The 25,247-nt window shown below is 48.3% G+C and carries 15 protein-coding genes; all 15 read left to right on the forward strand.

The features are described from left to right. Positions 1-117 precede the first annotated feature (117 nt). The gene (locus AC9UG7_RS12365; protein WP_509588279.1) at positions 118-11,802 is read left to right on the forward strand and encodes a filamentous hemagglutinin family protein; all 11,685 of its coding nucleotides are present in this window, start codon (positions 118-120) and stop codon (positions 11,800-11,802) included. Between the two features lie 126 nt (positions 11,803-11,928). Continuing rightward, positions 11,929-13,611 (forward strand): DUF2341 domain-containing protein, encoded by a 1,683-nt coding sequence (locus AC9UG7_RS12370; protein ID WP_509588282.1) that lies wholly within the window; start codon positions 11,929-11,931, stop codon positions 13,609-13,611. Between the two features lie 11 nt (positions 13,612-13,622). Continuing rightward, positions 13,623-14,027, forward strand: a complete 405-nt coding sequence (locus AC9UG7_RS12375; protein WP_509588284.1) for an ExbD/TolR family protein — start codon at positions 13,623-13,625, stop codon at positions 14,025-14,027. Between the two features lie 9 nt (positions 14,028-14,036). Beyond that, a complete protein-coding gene (locus AC9UG7_RS12380) occupies positions 14,037-14,441 on the forward strand; it encodes an ExbD/TolR family protein (RefSeq protein ID WP_509588287.1) in 405 nt (134 codons plus the stop codon). A 1-nt stretch (position 14,442) separates the two neighbouring features. Further along, positions 14,443-15,192, forward strand: a complete 750-nt coding sequence (locus AC9UG7_RS12385; RefSeq protein WP_509588290.1) for a hypothetical protein — start codon at positions 14,443-14,445, stop codon at positions 15,190-15,192. 191 nt (positions 15,193-15,383) lie between these two features. After that, positions 15,384-17,111 (forward strand): putative porin, encoded by a 1,728-nt coding sequence (locus AC9UG7_RS12390; RefSeq protein WP_509588293.1) that lies wholly within the window; start codon positions 15,384-15,386, stop codon positions 17,109-17,111. A gap of 83 nt (positions 17,112-17,194) precedes the next feature. Beyond that, the gene (locus AC9UG7_RS12395) at positions 17,195-18,034 is read left to right on the forward strand and encodes a hypothetical protein (protein WP_509588295.1); all 840 of its coding nucleotides are present in this window, start codon (positions 17,195-17,197) and stop codon (positions 18,032-18,034) included. A 60-nt stretch (positions 18,035-18,094) separates the two neighbouring features. Next, positions 18,095-18,529, forward strand: coding sequence for a type II secretion system major pseudopilin GspG (gene gspG, locus AC9UG7_RS12400; RefSeq protein WP_509588298.1), 435 nt, complete (start codon positions 18,095-18,097; stop codon positions 18,527-18,529). Between the two features lie 17 nt (positions 18,530-18,546). Beyond that, positions 18,547-19,749 (forward strand): type II secretion system F family protein, encoded by a 1,203-nt coding sequence (locus AC9UG7_RS12405; RefSeq protein WP_509588301.1) that lies wholly within the window; start codon positions 18,547-18,549, stop codon positions 19,747-19,749. After that, positions 19,746-21,419 carry a GspE/PulE family protein gene (locus tag AC9UG7_RS12410; RefSeq protein ID WP_509588304.1) on the forward strand — a complete coding sequence of 558 codons (1,674 nt, stop codon included), beginning with the start codon at positions 19,746-19,748 and terminating at the stop codon, positions 21,417-21,419. Before AC9UG7_RS12405 ends, AC9UG7_RS12410 begins: the two co-directional genes overlap by 4 nt. Positions 21,420-21,489: 70 nt before the next feature. Then, entirely contained in the window at positions 21,490-22,245 is a 756-nt protein-coding gene (locus AC9UG7_RS12415; protein WP_509588307.1) for a hypothetical protein, read from the forward strand. 3 nt (positions 22,246-22,248) lie between these two features. Next, positions 22,249-22,800, forward strand: coding sequence for a hypothetical protein (locus tag AC9UG7_RS12420; protein WP_509588310.1), 552 nt, complete (start codon positions 22,249-22,251; stop codon positions 22,798-22,800). A gap of 35 nt (positions 22,801-22,835) precedes the next feature. Beyond that, positions 22,836-23,381, forward strand: a complete 546-nt coding sequence (locus tag AC9UG7_RS12425; protein ID WP_509588313.1) for a hypothetical protein — start codon at positions 22,836-22,838, stop codon at positions 23,379-23,381. Continuing rightward, on the forward strand, positions 23,381-23,923 hold the full coding sequence (locus AC9UG7_RS12430) for a hypothetical protein (protein WP_509588316.1): 543 nt from the start codon (positions 23,381-23,383) through the stop codon (positions 23,921-23,923). The genes AC9UG7_RS12425 and AC9UG7_RS12430 overlap by 1 nt, the downstream gene beginning before the upstream one ends. A 17-nt stretch (positions 23,924-23,940) precedes the next feature. Beyond that, positions 23,941-25,247: secretin N-terminal domain-containing protein (locus AC9UG7_RS12435; RefSeq protein WP_509588319.1), on the forward strand; the 1,307-nt coding region annotated here is incomplete at its 3' end.

Raw genomic sequence — 25,247 nt, forward strand, 5'->3', positions numbered from 1 at the left:
AGCACTCGGCTGGTTTGGTCTGCGGCACTGCTTGCCTGCGCGTTACACGGACGGGCGGTGGGTCAGCGTGCGCCTGACAAGCCAGAGAAAGGGGTTACAAATATTCGAGCAAATGCGTTGCCAAATACAGACGTAACAACAGGTAAATTAAAACAGCCAGACGTAACAACAGGTAAATTAAAACAGCAAGTTGATACTACGTTGGTCAATGGTAAGCCGGTGATGACCATACAAACCGATGCGCCCACCAACATTCTCAACTGGGAGTCGTTCAATATAGGCAAGGATGCTACCGTCAAAATTGGCCAGCAAAGTTCTTCATCGGTGCTGCTCAACAACATAGTCAACGGTACCAAAGATCCGACCGTCATCAATGGCATATTGAAGAGCATGGACGGCATGCCGTCGGGCCGTGTCTACTTCTATGATCCTGCGGGCATTGTGTTCGGGGCGGGTGCGCAGGTCAACCTCAACAGCCTCATAGCCAGTACCTTGCGCTTCGATGAGTCGCGTTTGAAAGCGGGTGGCTTGTTGTTGCCTGGTACAGGGGCGGCTTTAAGTGCGGCCTCAACCGACCCTAACTCGAGAAGAAGTATCTGGGTTGAAGGGAAAACAGCCGAGGCTATGCCGGCTAGTATTACCGTTGATAACGGTGGACAAATTATTCTGGCAGCGCCTGGCGTTTACAACGAAGGATATATTCATGCGTCCGACGGGCAAGTGATACTTGCTGCAGGTGACAAGGTTTACCTTGCCGCGCCAAATGTGTCAGATTCAGGCAAATTGCGCGGATTGGTGGTAGAAGTAGAAAACATCAAACCCAAGGAGTACCCATCAAAGGCAAGCAATGAAGAAAATGGGGTTATCAGGGTTGACCGAGGCAATGCCACCATGGTTGGCTTGGCTGTGAATCAAAGTGGTGTCATATCTGCACAGACTTCGGTGTACCTCAACGGATCGATCTACCTTAAGGGAATAAGTACTACTGATACAGATAGAGAAAAAGTTGTTAAATACTCACAAACAAAAGACAAAGATAAATATCCTTTATCAAATTCCTTCTCGGGCGTCGTTACCTTGGGGGCAAGGAGTGTCACTGAAATTGTTCCTGATGACGATTCGAATACGTTAACCCTTGAAAACATAAAAAATTTCAAACAATCTGAAGTTCAGATTATTGGAAGTAACATCAGTCTTCTGGGAAAAACCGCGACATCAGAAACTGGGGCGAGAATTTTAGCCAAAGGAGGTACTGTAGACATCCTCTCAGTCAACCTCGAATTAAAAACTCCTAAACTGCTAACCAAAGACATGGTCAGGGTAGATTTGGGTAAGGGCAGTTTGATTGATGTGTCGGGCATGAACACAGCCCAATTGAGCATGTCGAACAATATCATCGAAGTAGAAATGCGCGGCGCCGAACTGGCTGATAACGTGTTGTTGCGCGATTCTGCGCTATACGGCAAGAAGATCAATGTCGACATCCGTCGGGGAACTCAGATCGCCAACATTGATGGATGGTTGTTAAGTTCGGTGAAATACAAAATTGACCAACTGAATACCAAGGCCGGTACTGTCACCATCAGCAGTGACGGTGCAGTGATTCAACGAGCCGGCAGCAAGCTGATGCTAGACGGTGGAGGGGTCAACTACTTATCTGGCTACGCCAACACCAGTCTACTCAAATACTACAGCAACCTGGTAAGTGTTTCATCGGCCAAGTCAGGGGTTGCTTACTCAGAGATAGTCAACTTACCCGACGGTCGAAGTAACTGGGAGCAGGGCTACTACGTTGGAAGCAATGCTGGCACTTTGAACATATCTGCGCAGGTGGTAGGTCTACAAGGGGATATGTCTGCCTCCAGCCAGCCAGGGCTTTACCAGCGAAACGTTTCGCAGGCGGCTGTAACCTCAGCCAAGTTGGTCTCAGCCTATCCCTTAGGGGGGACATTGAATTTGACAGTCAAAGGATTAGATCAGAGTGAAGATTTGGTAAGGGAGAACTCATTCGCCTTGCTAAGAATAGGAAATACGACATCTTCAAATATATTGCCCGAGCTGAAATTTAATTTGAAAGACTTGGACAGCATCAACCAGATGAATTTGAACTTCAACGCACTAAGTTCAAAGGGGTTTCAATCATTGACTGCGAATGTGGCTGGCAACATAGAACTCACTACTTATTTGTCATTGCTACCCAAATCCACGCTGAGCTTGACTGCAAATCAGTATGAAAAAGCCTCTAAGGGAACTGGTAACTTGACTGTCATGCAGGGCATTTCGACGCCTGGTGGAACAGTTTCGTTGACCGCTTTGCGAGAGCTGACCCTGGGTAATTCTGTTGCCATCAACTCCGCAGGACGTTGGACAAACGATGCATTTTCAAAGTCTGACGAACTGTCTTCAAACATACCGGTCGATGGCGGCAGCATCTCCCTACAAGCTCACCGTCTAAATCTGGGTAACTTTTCAACATTAAACGCCTCTGCAGGGGCATGGATTGATGAGTTCAACAAAGTCAAACAAGGTATGCCCGGAACCATCAGCTTGGTCACCCTATTCAATGGTGGTGCAAACAACGATAATATCATTGCAGGTATTCAAGGATTACCGTCAACCAGAATGTATGCCTATGGCTTTGGTGCCGGTGGAAAACTAATACTCAGCGACAACCTCGTCAATATTGCCAAGTCTGACGACCTTGCGACTATAAAAACTGGCGGCTTGCTTCTGACCCCTGATTTTTTCAGCTCAGGTGGTTTTGCCAGCTTCGAAATCAGCAGCTTGGAGAATCGATCGAAATCCGAAAGCGGTAACTTAAAAATTTGGGCAGGTGCACAGGTTAGGCCTGTGACGAGCAGCTGGTTTTTGAACAAACCATCACTCCCGAGTGGAGTCTTCTCCACCGACGGCTATTCAGGCCCCGCACAACTGGTCACCTACCCCTTGAGCAGCAACGGCATTGTCAGGCCCGCCACAACATTGACACTCAATGCCGATCGCGATTTACTCATGGATAGCAAAGCTGGTATCGTGGCTGACCCTCAATCCAAAGTAAATCTTCTGGCTGGTAACCAATTGACTGTGATGGGCTATCTCATAGCCCCTGCAGGAAATATTTTGTTGGCTTTGACGTCCACTGACTTTGACATTGCGCGAAGTATCTGGTTGGGCCCTGCAGCGTCTTTGAGCGCCCCCGGCAGTTCCCAAAGAATATTCACTGATTCAACTGGCTTCAGCAAGGGAGAGATTTTGGATGGCGGGGAAATTAAGATCGGCAGAGTAAAAGCTACGCCTGAAGAAGGCATCTTGACCTTGAAAGACTTTTCGTCTGCCAATGCTTACATCATCGCGCAGAAAGGTTCCAGCATCAACGTAAACGGCGTTGGCGCCGATAATTTACAAAGTAGTTTAGGTGCCATCAATACCTCTCTTTCAAGTAATGGTGGCAGCATTGATATTCTTTCAAGTCAGGGCATGCTGCTTGAAGCTACTTTGTCAGGCAAAGCCAGCACAGGGGCAAAAGGCGGCAGCCTGAACTTGGTGTTGGACAGTAACTCTACAACCTATACCAATCCTTCGGATAATGAGGAATATAGCCGATTCTTCAATATCTTAAACAAAGCGACAAAGCTGAAGATCATTCCGAATAATATTTCCCCTGGATCTCCCGTCGTAGTTGGTTCAGATACTGATGGGTGGATTTTATCTGGTACCAAAAAAGGGGGCGAATCTACCCGAAATATTGGGGAGGCTTGGATCAACATCAACTCCTTTGCTTCAGGCGGCTTTGGTCGCTTGCAAATCAAATCTCAGGACGTCATCAGTTTTGATTTAGGCAATGGTCCTATGGACTTGGTTGCAAGGGACGCCATCGTGCTGGACAGCCCCATATTCATGGCCGACCGTTACACCGATAAAGTTTCTTACAGCAAGACCAGCAACGCAGTCACGTTTACTGCCCCATATGTCTTGATCGGTGGACAGGCTTCATTGATCATGGGCACCAAATCCTCTGAAGGAAAGACATACCCTAAATCTCAAAATGCTTATATGAATCCTACGCCAAGCATTGGGTCAGGGATTTTCACAGTCAATGCCCAAACGCTTGAATTGTCTGGCACAAGTACCTTGCAAGGCTTCAACACCGCTAATTTAAACAGTACATATGACACACGCCTAACCTCCAGCAATAGTTACTTTTCCGAGTTCCAGGCAGACGTCAAAGAAACTATCAATAACCATCCAGAGTTGATAAAGTATTTGCCCGGTCAATTTAGCATGGTCGGTACATTGACACTTAAAAATTCACAGCTCTACCCAGGAACATCGAGCCAATATTTATTAAGGGTCAATGACAGTCTTGACGACGATGTCAAAGGAAAAATAAACTTTAAATCTAATAGCAATTTAGCTGGAAGTGTTTACTCTGCAGCAGGTTCAATAACTGCCGTTGCGACTTACTTAGATCAAGCCGGCATCATCAAAGCGCCTCTTGGAACCATCATACTCGGCAACCAAGATGACCCAAAACTCCCACTTACAAAGAGTTTGATCTACGAAGCCAATAGCCTTACCTCGGTCAAAGGCGAGGTAGCCATGTTATTCGGTGACATGCTTAATGGTTCCGTAGCCACATCAAGTTCTTGGTCAATCAGCGCGAACAACAGTTCGGGTATTTCCAAATCGCTTTTATTGGAAGATGCCAATGTCAGTAAACAGTACAGAAGTTCGCTGCCAACCAAACAAATCTTATCGCGGGGCGCTGAGGTTACTGTCACGTCTGGTGCCGTTTTGGATGCATCTGCTGGGGGACAATTGCTCTCTTACGAATTCACCCCTGGAAAGGGTGGCTCAAAGGATGTATTGGATGTATTGAGTGCGCCCAATACCTTTGCCATACTCCCCGGGTTTACAGGCAAAGTGGCACCAGCCGATCCGAACAATGTTGACAGCAATCTCGGCGTAGGTGACAAGATTTACCTGTCCGGTACATGGGGCTTGCCAGCCGGCACCTACACCTTGCTACCCGCGCACTATGCCCTGTTGCCCGGCGGATTCAGTGTAAGAGTCCAGCCGAAAACTCTGGGCATGTCCCCTCAGGCAAATAGAGTCTTGCCAGATGGGACCGCGCTGGTGTCTGGGAGCATCATGTCGGCTTCCCAAACCTCAGGAAACGCAAGAGGGTATCTGGTGTCTTCTCACGCGGTGATTCGCAAGAGTTCTGAAATCACTTTGTATGACGCAGATGGCAAAGAAGATGACGCTGCCTATGCCGAGCAAGCAAAAATCAATTTGTGGCCTTTGCACGGTTACTTCGCCAAGCAAGCAGATATCAATTTGTTGTCCTTGCCCGAAATGCCTTCCAATGCAGGTTACATGCAATTTGTCGCAAGCCAAAGCATTGGGCTGAATGGCAAGCTGAATATGCCCTCAGGTGCATTGGATATTTCTGTCACGAAGGCAAATTCCATCCTTACATTGCAGGCAAGCAGCACCAACCTTGCGTCCAATACCCTGTCAACTGACAACTTAAACCAATTACAACTCAGTAGTTTGATGATTGGCGGCCAACGCTTTTATGACACGAAAAACAAAAACTACAAAATCATAAATTTGACACCCAAAGTGATGTTAAATGAAGATAGTAAAGTATCTGCCAGCGACATTATTATGGTTGCCTCCGACACTATCGAAATCAAGTCAGGTGCCAAAGTGTTGGCTGAGAGCTCCCCTTTGTTCGATATTGCAAATTTCAATATAGATGGCGATGCAACTTCGATTCGTGTCAACGGTAGTCAAGACAATGGTCGACAAGAGATCCAGGTCACGCATTTAAATCCGAATTTAAAATTTCAAAAAGGTGTCCTTATTTTAGGTGTAGGAGCATCGATTCAATCTGTCGGTTCCGTCTATCTTGATGCCACTGGTTCGATGAACCTCAACTCCAACCTTCCCGTGATCGGGGATACAGGTTTATTGGGATTGGCAGCGCCTGGTATCAGTTTTGTCAATACTGTTTCCTCAAGCAGCGATGGACTTCAACTCGCCGCAAGTCAACTTGAAACGCTGAAGTCTGGTCAGCGCTTGAGCCTGAACAGTTTTAACAAGCCTATTAGTTTTGAAACCGATGTCACTATCGGTGCCAGCGATACACAAGGCATCAGTTCCCTGACCATCAAGTCAGCTGGCCTTAAAGCGGATAATGAAAGCATTACTGTTGCCCTCAATGCACAAACAGTCAAGCTTGAAGGTGTTGAGTCAACACCGCTTACGGCAAGCCTAATCCCTTCCACCAATCTAAATATCAACAGCAATCAATTGTTGGTCGGAAATGGTTTGTTTGCCTTGACAGGTTTTGCAAGCACCGCTTTCAATGTGTCTGGACAAATCAAAGCCGCGGGTGACAAAGGAACGCTTGTGACTAGGGGCGCACTTTTTATGTCAGCCAACGAGTTCACTGCTGACAATATCAAGTCAGCCCGATTTGTCAGTGCTGGCCCTATGACACTCGCCAAAACAAGGGGCTCTGTCAGCGCTGTCAGCCAAAGCATTGGCGGTGAATTGGCCTTTACCTCCCCCCAAATTATTTCAGATGCTGACATCAATTTACCTTCAGGCCTCTTGACCTTCAACCACCCAGAAGATTTTAAAGAAGATGTAGGTTCAATTCAAATCAACGGAGGAACTTTGAATGTCTCTGGTGCCAGCAAATCTTTTGGCAAGGATGCGTATGGCAAGGGACTGATCGCTTATGCACCTGCGGGTAGCATAGAACTGAACGCAAACACAATATCTATAAACGGGGGCACATTCGACGTGTCCTCTAAAGGTGCTGCAGCCGGTAGCATAGCCATACAAGCCGAGAGTATTCAAGGTAATGGTAATCTCAGCAAAATTATTTTGAAGGGGCAGGCTGATGACAAAACCCAAGCCCAGGGGCAGTTTAGTCTTAGTACAAATGGCTTTGACGTTTTCGGGACTGGCCTTAACGAAAAGATCATAGACGCTGGTTTTACAGAGTCAGTTTCATACCGCTTAATCAACGGCAATTTATCGATGGGACCAACAGATGTGATACGAGCTCACAATGTGACCCTTACAGCTGATAACGGAAACATATATATTGCGGGAACCTTGGACGCCAGTGGGCCCAAGGGTGGCAATATTTACGTTTACGCAGCCCAGCCCACTGCGTATGCTGGCAAGGGCAATATATTCATCCGTTCTACTGCAGTTTTAGATGCGAGCAGCACTGCGGATGCAAAAACAGTCTCTGCGGCGGGAAGTTTGGGCAAGGGTGGGTATGTCTTGCTGTCTACTTCTACGCATACTGGCGACCCGACTGCAAATGGTTCATCTATTAATTTTGATGGCGGTCTGATAAAGGTAGCTGGTAAAAAAGGCAAAGACGGCTCTGTGTTGATGAGAGTACCCAGTGCTGTCGGCGATAACGCTGCGATTTCATTTACAAATAATCCAACAAGCTTTGATACAAACACAAACGCTGTCTTGGAAGTATTCAAGGTATTTCAAGGCTATACAAATATAGATGAAACTAATTACACTGATTTCACAGCTTATGTCGATAGCTTTGCTTCAATTTCAGGTAACTTGAGCAGGCCCTCCTCGTTGAAGTTGAGACCTGGCATTGAAGTTCGATCAGCAGATAACCTGACAGTCAGCGTGAACGAATTTGCAACTGATGCAAGCCAGCGTGGCTGGGACTTATCCAAGTGGCGATTCAATGATCAACCGATTAACCTTACTTTGCGTGCAGCAGAAAATTTGACCATCAACGGGTCTATCAGTGACGGGTTTGTCAACCCCAATGACTACCCAAATTACAACCCTTACGACCCAAGTAATGCAAATGGTGCTTACCGCTCAGGCATGGCCATGCCCAACTGGGCGTTGGGTCGTGGTGACTCAGCAGACATCAACTTGGTGGCGGGGGCTGACTTTGATACTGCCCATACGTTGTCTACCAAACGATCAAAAACCACTGGAGACTTTACTTTAGGTTTTGCTGAAAGAAAAGCCACTGACGAACCCGCCCGCGTGAACATTTTTGATATGCCAGTAGCCTTGGTAAGAACGGGTACTGGAAAAATCAACGTAACTGCGGGCGGAAACGTCGTTCTCAAACTGATATCACTAGAACAGTTGGTGGACATTGAAAATAATCGGAGTTTGTTAGTGTACACAAGTCAAATACCTTCAATTGACCTAGATTCCTATAAGAGTACGTTGGTAGTTGGCGGGAGTATATATACCTCTGGTGAAGTCAATGTAGATCCCGATCTGTTGTCCTCGAATATCCCTATCAATGTGCTCAATCCCCACTACATGGGAGGAAAAAAAAATGTGGTGATGACACCAGCAGTATTTTCAAAAAATGGGGGGTCCCTAAATATCAAAGCAAAAAGAAATATCTTGGGACCACGCAACAACGAAAATAATTGGTACTACCAGAATGGAGATTACTCTGTATCAATTGAGACAGCCGATCCAATTACACCCGATGTTCCTGCATCTAAAACTAAAGCTGGGTATGAAAATGCCTTCAAGCTTGCTCAAAAAGCAGCAGATGACAAATTGAAAGAAATCCAAGCAGATCAAGATTTTAAAGAAGCTTACATAACATCATTTAAGATAGGTGAAGAAGTTTTTTACACGACAGATGAAAAAGCGGCATTTATTAATGAAAAAGGAGTTTCTTTCCCCGTATCAGATTACATTGATGAAAGTGCAAAAACTAGAAGGCAAAATGATTTAGAGTTGATCAATAAAAGAATTGTCAAAGCTGTCGATGCTAAAGAAGAAGACAAGTGGTACGCCGAAGTTGTCGCTAAGGCAGCAAAACAAGCTCAAGAAGCAGCAGGTGAGACTTCCCGTTTTGTAAAAAGAAGTATAGAAATAACTGCTGTCAGATACGCCACTGAAGATTGGCTACCAACCTCCGTTTCACCATTGGTTAACAATTGGTTATTCAGGCAAGGAAGAAGCAATACGACTGCAACTGGTACATCTGAGTTTGCACAACTGAATCCAACTCCAGATGGTACATGCGCAGATAAAAAATGCCTGACAACCGCTTGGTGGGCCAGGTCAGATTATTTCAACCAAAGTTTCGCCACATTAGGTGGCGGTGATTTGTCTGTGAAGGCAGGCGGAGCAATCAAAAATATTTATGCAAGCACGGCAACCAACGCGTACATGACAGGTTCAGCGCAAAGTGCTACGCTCCAAGAGAGTGGTGGCGGCGATTTGTACATGACCGCAATAGGAGATATTGCAGGCGCTGCCCTATACGTACAAAAGGGTAAAGCGTTCGTATCAACCCAGCAATCCGTCACTACAGGTGATAACTGGATTTACCCAAGTGACAGAAGAAAAATCCATACCAAAAAATCAGAGAGCATGGAGAGTGATGGCCTTAAAGCTTTAGACACAGTCATCGCTTTGGGTGACGCCCAATTATATTTGTCAGCCAGAAAAGACTTAGAACTTGAAGCTATCTATAACCCCATGCTGGCTGAACAAAGCAAGTACAACCGTACCAGCACTAAGGTAACAGGAACAAATAATAATGAAGAATTCCTTGATAATTTACTAAATTACAATGGTGGTGAAGTTAATGGGTTGGCTTACACTTATCCTAGATTTGGTTATTCAGGTTTTTCTCCTCTGTACCTTGTCGGTGGTTTATGGAATACTTCAAAAAAAGGTGTAACGGGTTTTGAGAACTTAGAAAAGTTTCAAAATAATTTTTCACAATTTTCAACTTTTTCTACTTACACAAATACCAGTCAGGTCAAATTACTGTCCTTGGGTAATATCACTCAATTGAATCGAAGCAACTTACTGGCGGCATCTGATGGTGTCATGGTACTGAACGATTTACAAATAGGTCAAGATAAGTTCAACGAACTTGGTTTTGACAGGTACTACACCACCTCTCCTGCTCAATTGCTGGCAGTGGCTATGGGTGGAAGGTACGAGTCTTCGAATGGATTTACTTTGATGCCGTCTACAAACTCTCAGTTGAGTGTTTGGGCCCAAGGTGATGTGACTCTAAACAATGGTAGCGCAGGTGCGATTCATATTTTGGATGTGCTCCCAAGTAGTCTCTCTAACCAAGAAGCCCCACGATTAATGACTCAGAAAGATATGGATCTTCTAAAAGACAGCTATACAAAAGGACCCGGTGCTCACTTCCAACCGGAAATTAGCAATTTAAACCCTGTGTCGAGCAGTTCTTACTCTCGCATAGTTTCGCTGAGAGATATCGTTGGTGACGCAGGCTATGCTACGTTCAGCTTGAACCTGCCTAAGGCGAGCAGCATCATAGCCGGTCGTGATATTGTCAACCTTGGGTTTGTCATTCAAAATACCCAAGCAGGTGATATTTCGTTGGTTAAAGCGGGCAGAGATATTCGCGATGAGACTATTGATAAAAGGCAACAAGGTGATTGCACTGAAATCTCAGCCGTTTGTATTGCTCATGTGTTGACTGGGCCAGGAAGATTGAAGTACGTGGCAGGTAGAGATATTGATCTGGGTAGCCAAAAGGGAATCGTGACCAGAGGGAATTCAGACAATCCTTTCTTACCCGAAGGTGGTGCCAGCATACAAATAACCACCGCTGGCTTAGAGCCTGATTACGTAGGTTGGACTGTTTATTTACAAACCCTGTTGAATCAGAAAGTGGACCAATCAAATATCCTTAATTACGAGCAATTAAAGGATGACATTAGAAATCCACTATTAATAAAATTTAAACCAAATGAAATGACCGAGATAGAAAAGATAGGAGACGTTGCCCTTAAAGATGCAGCAAAAAACGAACTCTTCTTTAATACCGTTTCTGGTATGACTGATACGGAAAAAAACAAGCTCTTTTTTCAAAGCTTGTATACGGTCAGTCTTTTAAAGGATAAAGCAACAAAAAAAATTACTTTTACTTATTTTGATGATGACATAGCGAGTTTGTTCCCTAATTTGAAGAACGCTTCAGCTGGTAATTTGTCCAGCCATTCAAGCCAGATAAAAACCGAGCAAGGCGGATCGATAGACATCTTCACCCCGACCGGATCAGTTTATGCTGGATTACCTATCGGTAAGCAATTTGCTAAACCGTTCAACCAAGGTTTATTCACCGTACGAGGTGGTGATATCAACGCGCTTGTGAGCCAAAAATTTTTGGTTAACTTAGGCCGTGTTTTTACGCTGGCCGGTGGTGACATTACTTTGATTTCCCAGTTTGGTGACTTGGAGGCTGGCAAGGGGTCAAAAACAGCATCTGCTTCACCCCCACCGCGGTTCGTTGTAGCAACTGATGGCAGTGTGTCGGTTGACGTGTCGGCTTCTGTTGCTGGCTCTGGTATTGGCGCACTTGTGACTAAGCCCAATCAACCTAGAAGTAGCATTTTTGCAGCAGCTCCCCGCGGTTATATTGACGCTGGAGATGCTGGTTTCAGAGCTGACAACGGAGACATAGGCCTAAACACTGAAGATATTCGCAATCCAGACAACTTTAGAGCTCCTAATGGTATTGTGCCCACTCAACAGCCTCAATCACCTGTCGCTGCACCACCGCCACCGCCCCCCCCAGCAGCAAGCAACACCGCTGATGACGCTAAAAAGACATTGGCCGCTGGTGCTAATCCCAACAATAACCTGGCCAACTTGTCAGTGGAATTACTTGGCTTTGGAGAAACAGACGCAGGTTCTTCGGCGAACAGCAAAGACAAAGATAAAGACAAAGACAAAGATAAAGAAGACAAGGAAAAGAATTGATGTCACCGCAAGCAACTGGCAAGCGCTGAATCAACTCGGTTTTCAACCCTATTTATATACCAAACAAGCATGACTTCCATCACACACCGGCTTATCTCTTCGACACTTGTTTTTTTCTTGCATGTAATGCTATGGGTGTGCGGGCCTGCACACGCTGAGGACTGGGCGCACAAGAAGAGGCTGTCGTTTGACACCACCGCGAGTGGTAGTGAACTCAAGGCCGATGTGTCGCAGCTGCCGCTGTTACTTCGACTGCACAGCGGCAACTTCACTTTCAGCGAGGCCAAACCAGACGGTACGGATTTACGTTTCTTTGCTGCAGATGGCAAGACAGCACTGAGCTACCACATAGAGAACTTTGATCCTGACAATGAGTTAGCCAATGTCTGGGTCAGCGTTCCCAAACTCAGCGCCAACTCGCAGGCGGATGCCATCATCGTTGCATGGGGAAACCCCAAGGCACCGTCCGCTGTGTCGGCCAAGGCCACCTATGACGCCACACAATTATTGGTACAGCATTTTTCTCAGGACTTCAAAGACGCGACATCAAATTCAAACCATGGAGTGTCCAGTGGCGTGAAGACTGCGCCGAATGGGCCCGTGGGAGAGTCTGGCATCTTTGATGGCAATGCCAAGTTGGCGGTTGAGAAGTCTGCGACCCTGAAATTTCCTAGCGGAGCCAGCCTGACCTTGAGCACCTGGGTCAAGCCGTCGGGTAACGATAACGCCAACCTGATCCAAATTGGAGAGGGTAAAACTTCGCTGACATGGGGCTTGGCCAATGGAGTGATGTTCATAGCTAGCGGGAAGGAGCAAAGCAAGGCCAGTGCCGCGCTTTCTGCTGGAACATGGCAGCATTTGGCAGTGGTGCTCGATGCGGGGAAAGCAGACTTTTATTTGAATGGAAGTCCTGTTGGGGGCGGCGGCTTTAGCTCCTCTGAGACATCAGGCAACACCACCATCGGCGAGGGTTTGCGTGGCGAGTTAGATGAACTCACTGTGTCTGGCAGCGCCAGGTCGGTGGATTACATCAAGGCCTTGTATGCCAGCCAAGAGGCTGACAGCCTGCTGATGAGTTTTTCTGAAGCCGCAGCAGATGCGGGAGGAGACTCGGTCATAGGCATATTGTTGGGTGCGGTGACCCTGGACGGGTGGATTGTGATTGGTTTGCTGATGGTCATGGCCGTGGTCAGTTTTTATGTCATGCTCACCAAGGCGGTCATTCTTTCGTCCAACAACAAGGCAAACAAATTATTCTTAGATGCATTTAAGAGCAGTTGGGATGTGCTGCTCACCCCTGGCAGCAGCGAGATAGACCAAATGGCGGCCAATAAAAAATTGAAGAAATCGTCCATTTACCGTCTTTATGCGATTGGCGTACAAGAGGTCAAGCAACGCTTTGACCAGCAAGTGGCGTCGGGTAAGAAATTTCAACTCTCCGAGGTCAGTCTGAACTCAGTACGTGCGGCATTGGATGCGGCCATGATGCGAGAGACGCAAAAACTCAACAGCGGCATTGTGCTGCTGACCATCGCCATTGCAGGTGGACCATTCTTAGGGCTGCTGGGTACGGTCGTTGGCGTGATGATCACCTTTGCTGCGATTGCCGCTGCCGGTGACGTGAATGTGAACGCGATTGCGCCCGGTATCGCTGCGGCATTGGTGGCCACGGTCGCTGGACTGGCGGTGGCCATTCCTGCATTGTTTGGTTACAACTGGCTGGCCAGTCAAATCAAAAATGCGTCCAACGACGGCGCTGTTTTTTTGGATGAGTTCATCACCAAATCAGCTGAAATGCACTCGGCCTAACAAAGCAGCCCATGCAAGTCCAAGCCGACAACCAACCCTTTGACGACATCAACGTCACCCCGATGTTGGACCTCGCCTATGTGCTGCTGGTCATCTTCATCATCATGACCACAGCCTCTGTTCAGGGTGTCAAGGTCAAGCTGCCCAAGGCGCAGATGACAGGTAACATGGCCAAGCCGCATTTGAAGGCGGTGACTATTTCTGAAGCAGGCGATGTTTTTCTGGATGCATACCCTGTTCCCATAGAACAGCTTGAAGAGAAATTGCGTGCGCTTAAAAATGTCAACCCCTCGCAGGCGATGGTGGTCAAGGGCGACGCCCGCACTCAGTACGTCAAGGTCATGCAAGTGCTAGAGGCCATGAAGCGGGCAGACATCACCGACATCGGCCTGGTGACCACACGCACAGCCAAATAAAAACCTGTCATGCAAGTTCAAGAAGATTCCAAGCCCTATGACACGATCAATGTCACGCCCATGCTTGACCTCGCCTATGTACTGTTGGTAATTTTTATTGTCATGACCACAGCCTCTGTCCAGGGCCTGAAGATTGACCTGCCCAAGCCGAGCAATAAGCCGAGCACAGAAAAAAAGGAAATACGGGTCGTACAGATTCAACCCGACGGCATTTTGTTGCTGAACGGGGCGGCGATTACGATGGCAGAGTTGGAGTCACGATTGGCCGCAGCCATGGCCAAGGACCCACAGACCTCTATCGTTATCAAAGGCGACCCGCAAGCGTATTACGAGATGGTGGTCAACATCATTGACATGGCCGCGCGTTTGAATATCACCAATGTAGGCGTTGTGACTTCGCGTATCGGGTCCTGAGATGTCGACCCCCAACGAAAACCCAGGCTTGTCCTCTGTTGATCAGTCGCCAGAAAAATCGGGTCTGGGTAAATGGATGGCAGTGCTGCTGGGCTTGTTGGTGTTGGCTTTGATGGCCTGGGGCTTGATGTCCTTGATGGGCAAGAACGAAAAGCAAGCGCCCAAAAAACCACCCAAGATCACCCTGGTAGCGCCGCCACCACCGCCACCGCCGCCACCGCCTAAGTTTGAAAAAAAACCCGACCCACCCAAGGAACAAAAAGAAATGAAGGTGGACCAACCGGTTGTCAAACAAGAGCAAGCGCCACCGACCCCCGAGCTCAAAATGGAGGGACCCGCGGGTGACGGCCCCAGCGCGTTTAGCGCGGGCAAGGTGTCGAACGAAGACATGAGCAAGATCGGCAAGAGTGGCCCTGGGTCTAACGGTCCAGGAGGGCCGGGGGGTGGCATTGGCAGCAAGAACAGCATGTTGAACCCGTCAGCCAATTACGCCAACATGCTCAAAGGTGAGATGCAGCGTTACCTGTCAAAAAACAATGCGCTCAAACGCAGACGTTATGCCATCGACATCAGTGTGTGGGTCAGCGTGGGTGGCGGTATAGATAAGTTTGAACTACTCGGCAGCACCGGTGACGCTGATACCGACGCGTCCATACAAAAGGCTATCACTGAATTGCCTGGTTTTACGCAGGCACCGCCAACTGGGATGCCTCAGCCGATTCGGCTGAGGATTATCACCAGTGGAAATTAATTCTTTTTTACAAATTAAAAAGATGTCAATAAAAATGTAATTCTTATTCACTTTCTCAGATTTATTGTTCAAGTAATTGATGCAGTTGCCGAATATAAATCGCTTCACTGTTTGCGAGAAATTTCTGAGAATTTAACCTGTAAAAAATGATCATGGTGACGAAGAAAAAAATATTCTTTTTTATAGTTCTAGTGACCTATTTTTTAATGGGTAATACGGCCTATTCGCAAGAAAAAGAAGACGCAGAAAAAACGCGCATGACCGTGATCACATTGATCGAAACCTTGGTCAAAAACGGCAACATGACACGTGCGCAGGCGGACACCATGATGCGTGACGCAGAAAAAAGGGCGCAGACCAGAATACTTTCAAATCCGCCGGCTGACACCACGCCCGATGGCAAGAAGGTTGTCCGTGTTCCTTACATCCCAGAGTCTGTGAAGACAGAAATGCGCGAACAAATCAAGGCAGAGGTCTTGGCCGCGCAGAACCCCAAAAATGCGGGAAGTCTGCTGCTCGGTGAGCCAAGCAAGAAGATCAAGTTTGTGGGGGACATCAGGGTTCGCTATGAGCGAAACATGATGAACAACAACACCTCCACAAGCGGTGGTGGATTGACAGGAAACAATACAACGCGGGCCGTCACACGCGGTCCTGACTTTTCGCCTGCTACAGAAAAATTAAACGCAGTCACTGGGGAAGTTTTTGATCCAACCGAGGATACGTCCAGAGAAAGAATTCGTGTCCGTCTGGGTTTGATCGGCAACCTGAGCGATGAATTCTCCTTTGGCCTGGGTATCTCAACCGGGTCAAGCACGGCCAGCCCGACCTCGACCAACCAGACCTTGGACCAGGGCAGCAGCAGCTCGCCAGGTTTTTTCAATAAATACCCCGTGGTTTGGGACCGCGCATATTTACGTTATGAGCCGTTCTCAGGTGTCGAGCTCAACGCCGGACGCTTCAAAAACCCATTTGTAGGTACAGACCTGGTCTGGGCTGACGACATGAGCTTCGACGGTATTTCCGCCTCCGCCAAAAGGCCGTTGAACGACATGTCAGACGTGTTTGCCACAGTGGGTTGGTTTCCCTTGACCACACGAACGCCTGGAAAAATATCAGGGCGAAGTTTGACTGGCGGTCAACTGGGATGGGAGCGCCGTTTGGGACTCAAGGACAATAAATTCAAGTTGACTGCGGGCCTTTATAAGTACAACGGCATAGAGGGGCAGGCTGAAGGAGATTACTCAAGTGCGACCTCATCCTATTTGTCCTCGGAGTACCCCTCCGGGGTACGTCAGCGTGGCAATACCTTGTTCAAGATTAATTCTCAATCCGAGACTTCAGGGGTAAGTGGTTTTCCATGTGTTTTTAAATCAAAAATAGACACTAATATGTCCTCCAATCCGGAATGTGCAAACACCTGGGGCCTGGCATCGAGTTTCAATGAGTTGAACATCACGACTTCATTGGACTTAGCGCAGTTTGATCCTGTGCACATGGTCCTGACCTTTGACATGGTGAAGAACATCGGTTACGACGCTGCGGCCACCAACAGCAGGGTAGGGGTAGGGATGAGTTTCCTAGACCTCAAGACCTTTGGTTACCTGGCCAGCATCAAGCTCGGCAGCACCAGCATCAAGCAGCGCGGTGATTGGAGTTTAGGCGCTGCCTACCGTCACATTGGCAGTGATGCCGTGCTCGATGCGTTCACGAACTCTGACTTTGGCATGGGCGGCACCAACAACAAGGGCCTGACCCTGAGCTATAGCTTGGGTGTGGCATCAAACACCTGGCTTTCGTTTAAGTGGATGTCGTCGGACTTGGTTGACTCGATGGTCCCTGCAGTGGTTAACTCGACAAACCCTAAGACGAAATTCTCAGTTGACTCCATCTTCATTGACCTCAACACCCGCTTTTGAGTTGGACTATGAATTTCCCTCACCCGTCTTCGTTCAATTTTTCAGGGTCGATCTCACGCACGGGGTTGGTGATTTTGTGCGTGGTGTTTTGTGCGCTGAGCTTTGCAGCCGATGACAAGGACGCCAACAAGGCAGCACAAGAACAATTAAAGCGACTGCAACAAAAATCTAAAAATCTGGAACAAGAAAAGTCTCAGATAGCATCTGAGAAGGCCAAAGTCGAGGCCGATTTGGCTGCTGCAAACGACCAAGTGGAGAAAAATAGCCGCAGCCTTGTGAGCACGACACGCAAATTGACGGTGCTTCAAGCGGACGTGGATTTACTGAAAAAAGCTTTGTTGGACTTGCAGGCCCGCCAAGCCTTGATGATTGAAGTAAGGCTCAAGGACAGGGACGAAAAAATCAATAACTTGCAGCAGCAGCTCAAGTCCACTCAGCTGCAATTGAGCCAAGCCCTAGATTCGAAAAAAGCCACCGAGACCTCCTTGGCCAATACTGAAAATGCCTTAACTTCATCCCAAGAGTCTATTACGCAGTGCACACTCAGAAACCAAAGCCTGTTTAAAACAGGGGTGACACTGATCAAAAAGTATGAAGAAAAGAGTTGTCTGAGCTCTGTTTTGGAGAAGGACCCCTTGACCAAATTAAAACAAGCCTCGCTTGAAAATTGGCTGGAGGAATACCGTACTCAGTTAGAGAAGGATCTCATCGTCGACTTGGAGTCTGAGAGGCTAAAGATCATCGCCCTCAAGGCCTCGATTGAAAAATCCGAGCAAGAGAAAAAGGCGAAGGAAGAAGAAGACAAAAAAGCAGCATTGAAGGCGCAGCAGGCCAAGGTCAAGGAAAAAAAGAAAAAAGAACAAAAAGAATTAAATGATCTTACCAAGTCAATCAAACAGTCTCTAGAGAGGGCGGAATGGTAATAGTGTCATAAAAATGACCTAAATTAATCCCTCCTTCAACCATCTACAGGCAGTACTACGATGATCTATCACACTATTCGTCCTCTCCGTCAAAAAGCTCAGGGTTTTACCTTGCTAGAGCTGCTGGTCGTGATGGTCATCATTGGCTTGCTGGCAGGATTTGTGGGACCCAAGTATTTCTCTCAGATTGGCAAATCCAATGTGACCGTGGCAAAAAGTCAGTTGCAAAGCTTCGCCAAGTCATTGGACGCGTACAGGCTGGACATGGGCCACTATCCAAGCACAGAGGAGGGTCTCGAGGCCCTGATGACAGCCCCTGCTGCAAATCCCGAAAAATGGCGCGGTCCCTATTTGTCTAAAAAGATTCCAGTGGACCCATGGGGCAACCCCTACATGTACCGCAACCCAGGCACCAATGCAGAGTTTGATGTGATCTCCTTGGGTGCTGATGGCAAGCCGGGTGGCGCGGGTGATAACGCTGATCTCACCAATTAACCCAAGTAGACCGATCCATGCAGTACAACATCAGCGTCATCACCACAGACAACCGAATGCAACAAATTCAACTTGAGGCATCGGATGAAGTGCAGGCAAGAGTGCAGGCTGAACTCTTGGGGCATTACGTGTCAAGTGTCAAACCTGCTGCTTGGAGCCTGGCTTCCCTGTTGCCTGGATTAAACGCTTCAGGCGGTGGTTTTTCATTGTTGTTGTTCTCGCAGGAATTATTGGCACTTTTGCAAGCGGGATTAAATATCGTTGAGGCGCTGGAAGCCTTGCACGAAAAAGAAATCAATCCTCAGATAGAGGACCTTTACAAGCACATGTTGCATGGCTTGCGCGAGGGAAAAAGGTTCTCTGATGTGTTGGCAGAAAAAAACCATATTTTTCCCTCCTTGTTCGTTGGCATTGTCAAGGCCGCCGAGGGAAGCAGCAACCTGCCGCGCTCCATCACACGTTTTATCGATTACCAAATGCGAATCGATACTGTGCGCAGCAAGCTGATCAGCTCAGCCATCTATCCCAGCATACTCATGCTAGTGGGTGGCGCGGTCAGCTTCTTCTTGGTGATATTTGTCGTCCCTCGGTTTGCAGACGTTTACCAAGGCTCTGGTCGTGAGTTGCCTTGGTTATCGGGACTGCTGTTGAATGTGGGCGTTTTCCTTTCTAGCCACTTAGGGTTGATACTTTTCAGTATGGCCTTGTTACTGGTTTTAGTGTTGCGCAAAGGCAATACAAACGCCAATCAAAGCAGATGGATGGCATTGGCTTCCATGCTGCCCAGCATAGCGGAACGTATCAAGATTTATGAGTTATCCAGGCTCTACTTGACGCTTGGTATGTTGATGGAGAGTGGAATTCCTGCGGTCACTGCCATGCAAACCGTTGACGCCATGGTCTCACCATCTATTCGCATGCGTTTGACACAGGCCAAAGGGTTGATTGAATCTGGCGTGCCCATGTCCCAAGCATTTGAGACCCATGACCTGACGACATCCATCTCACTGCGTTTATTGCGTGTGGGGGAAAAGACGGGCGACATGGCAGGTATGTTGATGCAATCGGCTGCTTTTTACGATGGAGAAATCACCCGTTGGGTGGAGCGGTTCACACGCATGTTTGAACCGTTGCTGATGTCCGTCATCGGCTTGGTGGTGGGACTGATTGTGGTGCTGTTGTACATGCCAATCTTTGACTTGGCAGGGAGTATTTCATGACCGCGGCCTTGATCACTTCCTCTATGCTGCAAAAGGCACAGAGCGCCTCCAAAGCATTCAACAGGTCGGTGTTGGCAGAGCTCGAGGCGATGTCAAAACTCGACGCGCGACAAGTGGTCAACAGCGTGGCCGAGCTCTTGGGGTGGCGAGTCTTAGAGACCTTTGAGATGTTCAAGCTCGCGCCCGCATTTGATCTCTTGCCCTTGTCCAAGGCCATGCAACGCAACTGCTTGTTGATGCGTGACCCCAAAGAGGGCTTGATAGGCATCTTGTCGGACCCCTTTGATATGGACCTGTCTATGTGGCTAGAAATTCAGGCCAAAGGGCCGTTGAGCTACCGACTCGCACTGGCATCGGACATCGCCGCATTTGTCACCAAAACCGAAGAGTCCGCCAGGGCCTTAGACCATGTCGTCACGAGCAACACAGAGAAGTCGGACGATAACAAAAAATCATCGCAATTGTCTTTTGCATCCACCAGCGAGAGCAGCAGTCCTGCGGTCAAATTACTCAGCTCCACGCTGTACGACTCATTGAAAGCCGGCGCCTCGGACATACACTTGGAATGCACGCCCACAGGCTTGTCTATCAAGTACCGTGTCGACGGGGTATTGGACTTGGTGACGAACGTGGCTGGTGTGGAGATTGCTGAACAAGTCGTGTCACGTTTAAAGGTGCTGGCCGAGCTGGATATTTCTGAGCGACGCATTCCTCAGGACGGCAGCTTTCGTGTGGACACCTCTGGTCAGGAGGTAGACATGCGCTTGTCCATCATGCCCAGTATCCATGGGGAGGATGCGGTCATTCGAATTTTGGACAAGCGCTCCATGGTCCAGGCCAACGGCAGCCTGACACTGGAGTCGTTGGGCTTTGAAGACAGTGCGATCAATATCCTGCGCCAACTCGCGCGTGAACCTTACGGGATGCTGTTGGTGACTGGGCCAACCGGCTCGGGCAAGACCACCACACTCTACGCGGCATTGACAGAGATAAACAATGGCCGCGACAAGATCATCACTATCGAAGATCCTGTGGAGTACCAACTGCCCGGCATCTTGCAAATACCAGTGAATGAGAAAAAAGGCCTGTCATTTGCAAAGGGATTGCGTTCCATCCTTCGGCATGACCCAGACAAGATCATGGTGGGAGAGATTCGCGACCAAGAGACGGCTGAAATTGCTGTGCAATCTGCTCTGACTGGTCACTTGGTGCTGACAACTGTGCACGCCAACAATGTCTTCGATGTGTTCGGTCGTTTCACCCACATGGGTATAGACCCGTACGCGTTCGTGTCTGCGCTTAACGGCATTTGGGCGCAACGGCTGGTCAGGACGATTTGCGGGCATTGCATCACAGACTACACACCTAGCCTCGAGGACCTCACCAAAGCCCAACTACAACCGCATCAGGTCATGCAATTTCAGTTCAAACACGGGTTAGGCTGTGGCGATTGCCGAGGCACAGGGTTCAAAGGAAGAAAGTCTATCGCCGAGATCTTGTTGCTCAACGATGAAATCAGGGAATTGATTGTTGAAAAAAAACCTATCCGTTTGGTCAAAGAGGCTGCCAGACTCAACGGTACCCGTTCCCTGCGCGAGGCAGGGCTTCGCCTGGTCATGCAAGGTCAAACGACGCTGCAAGAAATCACAAGGGTGACGCTCAATGCTTAATGTCAGCTCACCCCAAATATGTATCGGAATAACGCCTAGCTCCATAGCGATCACTAGGGTGAATGGCATCTTGCGCAAGTCCACTCAGGTAGTCGCAGAGAAAATATTGCCGCTTGACCAACGTGGCGTCTTTAAGCAACTTTGCGACCAACTGTCTGCGCTTCTCAAAGACAATGGCCTGCGAAACGCAAGCGCCAAGATAGTCCTCAGTGATGCACTCGCGCGTATGTGGGTGGTAGACCCGCCGGTGAACACAAGCAGTTTGTCCGATCTTCAGGCCGCAGCAGCGGCGCGGTTTCAAGTCTTGTACGGTGAGACCCCAGCCCAATGGGTGATTCAAGCCGACTACCAGGCCGACCGAACATTTCTGGCGGCTGCGATGCCAAGCGCTTGGTTGGAAGCCATCGAAGTGGTGAGGCGTGATTTCCAATTGAAAATCAATGAAATTGCACCTCAGTCCGTGGTTGCCTACAACCGTTGGCATCATCTATTACAGGCTGGGGCTTGGCTGGTCAATCACCAAGAGGGAAAAATTGCTATTGCGATTACGGGTGTTAAAAAACACATCATTGCTTATCGGCACATACAGTGTAGACCACAAGACATTGTGGACGAAAGCAGCTTCACGCAATTTTTACGTCAACAAGCCCTGCTCATGAGCATCCCATTGTCGGGCAGCATTTGCTTCCCCAACCTGACCCACGAATTAAGTTGGTTGAAGTTCTCCAGAGCAGGTCAACCGAACTACCGTGTGCTTCAAAAAAAAGCATTCGATCATTTAAACGCGGTCAGCAACGGCGTGGACTTGGCGCTCACGGGGGCATGACACATGACCCGCCTGTACATTGATTTCTCCGAGCCGACGCTGTCCCAAATCGTCCACAGAGGCGGCTGGCGTTTTGCGATAGCCGCCACGACAGTGGTGTTGATCTTGGCTGGCGCGTACGGCGCTATCGTGTTCTTGCACACCAAGACACAGTCCTTAGAGGATCAATTGGCTGAACTGCATCAACAAGCCATGCGAGCCGAAAAGACCCAACGCAAAGAGAGCAGCAAACCACCCGCGGCAAATCAGCAGGCCATACTGGCCATGATGGCCCAACTGAATTTGCCATGGGCCCAATTGCTGAGAACATTTGACAGCATCACATCCAAGCAGGTCGCTCTGCTTGAGTTCATGCCTGATTCGATCACCCGAACCATCAAAATAGTTGCTGAGGCCCGCAACAGCGCTCAGATGACGCGTTACCTGGAAGCATTAAAAAAACAAGAAAACCTAGTGAACGTAAGACTTGTTCACCACGAAATCAATGCCGCTGACAAATTAAACCCCATCAGGTTTGAGTTTGAAGTTCAGTGGGTGACGGGGGGTGCGCCATGACGCAGAACATGGCTAGGCCTCGCCTCCTTCTTCAGTTGCAACTCTTTGTTCACCGCCAAGGAAAACTTTCGGTGCTGCTGTACCTGCTTGCAAGCTTGTTGCTGGTGGGCTCTTCGGTAGAAATTTCCAGGGGCTACTGGTTGAGAAAAAAACTTCAAGATGAGGTGACGACGACAGAAAAAAAACTTCAGCAGTTAAAGCTTACCGTTACACATTTGCCCAAAGAGCAGTCAACAACAGACATCTTAAGTTCAATGCAAAAGGACAAGTTGGTTGAATCAGACTTGAACAGAATGTTTGAGATAGCTTTTAAAAACGAAATTGATTTGCCCCAAGGTGACTACCAGTGGACGATGGATCCAAACACCGGGTACAGTAAATTTCAGATCACTTACCCTGTGGTTGCACCTTATAGCGACATAGAAAAATTTGTGACCCAAGTCTTGTTGGAGATGCCCTGGATCTCACTCAATACATTTGACATCAAGCGCAATGCAATCGGGGACGCAGAGGTCAATGCAGACTTGGTGTTCACTATGTACTTTGGTGCCAAGGTAAACACAGGCGTTGACACCCCATGATGAACAACCGCTTCATCCTGCTACTGTTGGTGATGCTCGGTGTTGCCTATCTGGCCTTTTTCGCACCCGAAGATGGTCTGGACAGTGCGATGACAAAAACAGGTTCTGTTTTTCGTCCCACGCAACCAAGCGCAAAAGACACTTCATCGAAAGCCTCTCCTGCTGTCAATGAAGCTTTGGTGCTCAAGCCCATACAGAGCAACTTGTTAAAAGACAGGGAGGAGTTGCTCTCTCCTTTGCTTGAAAGAAAATCACCCTCCAGTTTGTTTCAAACGCATACATGGGTAATACCTGTCAAGCCACCGCCCCCCGCACCCGTCATCCCAACGGCGCCGCCCAATCCATTCAAGTTCCTCGGCAAGCAACAGTCTGGCAACGAGGTCAAAGTATTTTTGGCCGAGGGTGATAAGACCTGGGTTGTTGAAACAAATTCTCTCCTCGGTCAGCAATACAAGGTTGAAAGTATCAAGCCACCCAAGTTGACCATGGTGTACCTGCCGTTGAATATCAGGCAAGACATTTATATCGGTAATTTTGAATAACGATCAGGCATATCTGTATGAAAAATCCTCTTTCCTATCGCTCATCTCTGAACACGCCTTGGGTGCCCGTCAATCTTTTCTTGCAGGTATGTGTGGTGCTTACCTTGGCTTCGTGCGCAAAAGGTTCGCTCATCAACCAAGAAAAAATTTCCTCTTCCAATGAGCTAAGTGCCAAGGACAGACAAGCTCGCCTAAAAAATGATGCCAAGGTAGTTGACTTGGATTACCAGTCCTTTGAGAAGGCCATTGCAAGGGGCGACTTGAACAATGCCGAGGCATCGTTACAACGTCTACTTAACAGATTGCCCGGCAATAACAAGGCCATAGAAGGCCTTAAACGCATCGAGCGCATGCGCTCTCACGAAGAGTTGATCACCCAGGCGGAGTCCTTGGTCAAGCAAAAAGACACAGAAGCAGCCAAGACAAAGCTTCGTGTTGTGCTGGCGGAGGATCCAGACAATGACAAGGCCAGAAAGCTGATGACTCAGATAGAGAACCCCATGTCCGCGGGTGCGATGGACGTCATGCTGTCACCTGCGTTTCACAAGCCCATCAGCATTGACTTTCAAGAGGCCAACCTGAAACAAATATTCACTGTCATCGGTCAGACTGCGGGCCTCAATTTTATTTTTGACAAGGACGTGAAGCTCGACCAAAAGACCACCATCACACTGAAAAACTCCACCGTCGAGGCTGCCATTTACTCCATGCTGACCGTGAACCAACTAGAGCAGCAGATCATGGACTCAAAGACGGTGTTGATCTACCCCAACAACCCAGCCAAGATCAAGGAGTACCAGCAAACTGTGGTCAAGTCGTTCATGCTGACCAATGCGCGTGCAAAAGGAGTTGCTGATTCACTCAAAACCATATTGAAGTCTCGCGAGGTGGTGGTCGATGAAAAGCTTAATATGCTGATCGTCAGGGACAGCCCGGAGGCGATCAGGCTGATTGAGAAGATCATTGCACTGCAAGACTTTGCAGAGCCAGAGGTTATTCTTGAGCTTGAGGTGCTTGAGGTCTCAAGAGATCGGATGATGGAGCTGGGCATCTCCCCACCTGGTTCACTAGGTCTTACACTTATTCCTAGTGATATCAAATTACGAGATGTAGCCGTCAGGACGAATAAGTCAACAACGCTGTCCTTGAACGCTATTGCGACAGAATCAGATGTGGACATATTAGCCAGTCCAAGGGTGAGGGTCATCAACCGTGAGAAGGCTAAGATCCTTGTCGGCAATAAGGTACCGACGTACACAACCTCCTCTACTGTCCTTAATGGCTCACAGATCAATAACCCAGTGGTTACCTACTTGGACGTGGG

Origin of the sequence: Limnohabitans sp., from assembly GCF_046052765.1 — a bacterium.
Lineage (GTDB): Bacteria > Pseudomonadota > Gammaproteobacteria > Burkholderiales > Burkholderiaceae_C > Limnohabitans.

Bases quoted from the DNA above. Each gene is read 5' to 3' on its own strand.
- AC9UG7_RS12385 (WP_509588290.1), top strand. From the start codon at position 14,443: ATGTCGACCCCCAACGAAAACCCAGGCTTGTCCTCTGTTGATCAGTCG.
- AC9UG7_RS12410 (WP_509588304.1), top strand. From the start codon at position 19,746: ATGACCGCGGCCTTGATCACTTCCTCTATGCTGCAAAAGGCACAGAGC.
- AC9UG7_RS12420 (WP_509588310.1), top strand. From the start codon at position 22,249: ATGACCCGCCTGTACATTGATTTCTCCGAGCCGACGCTGTCCCAAATC.
- AC9UG7_RS12430 (WP_509588316.1), top strand. From the start codon at position 23,381: ATGAACAACCGCTTCATCCTGCTACTGTTGGTGATGCTCGGTGTTGCC.
- AC9UG7_RS12405 (WP_509588301.1), top strand. From the start codon at position 18,547: ATGCAGTACAACATCAGCGTCATCACCACAGACAACCGAATGCAACAA.
- AC9UG7_RS12370 (WP_509588282.1), top strand. From the start codon at position 11,929: ATGCTATGGGTGTGCGGGCCTGCACACGCTGAGGACTGGGCGCACAAG.
- gspG (WP_509588298.1), top strand. From the start codon at position 18,095: ATGATCTATCACACTATTCGTCCTCTCCGTCAAAAAGCTCAGGGTTTT.
- AC9UG7_RS12375 (WP_509588284.1), top strand. From the start codon at position 13,623: ATGCAAGTCCAAGCCGACAACCAACCCTTTGACGACATCAACGTCACC.
- AC9UG7_RS12380 (WP_509588287.1), top strand. From the start codon at position 14,037: ATGCAAGTTCAAGAAGATTCCAAGCCCTATGACACGATCAATGTCACG.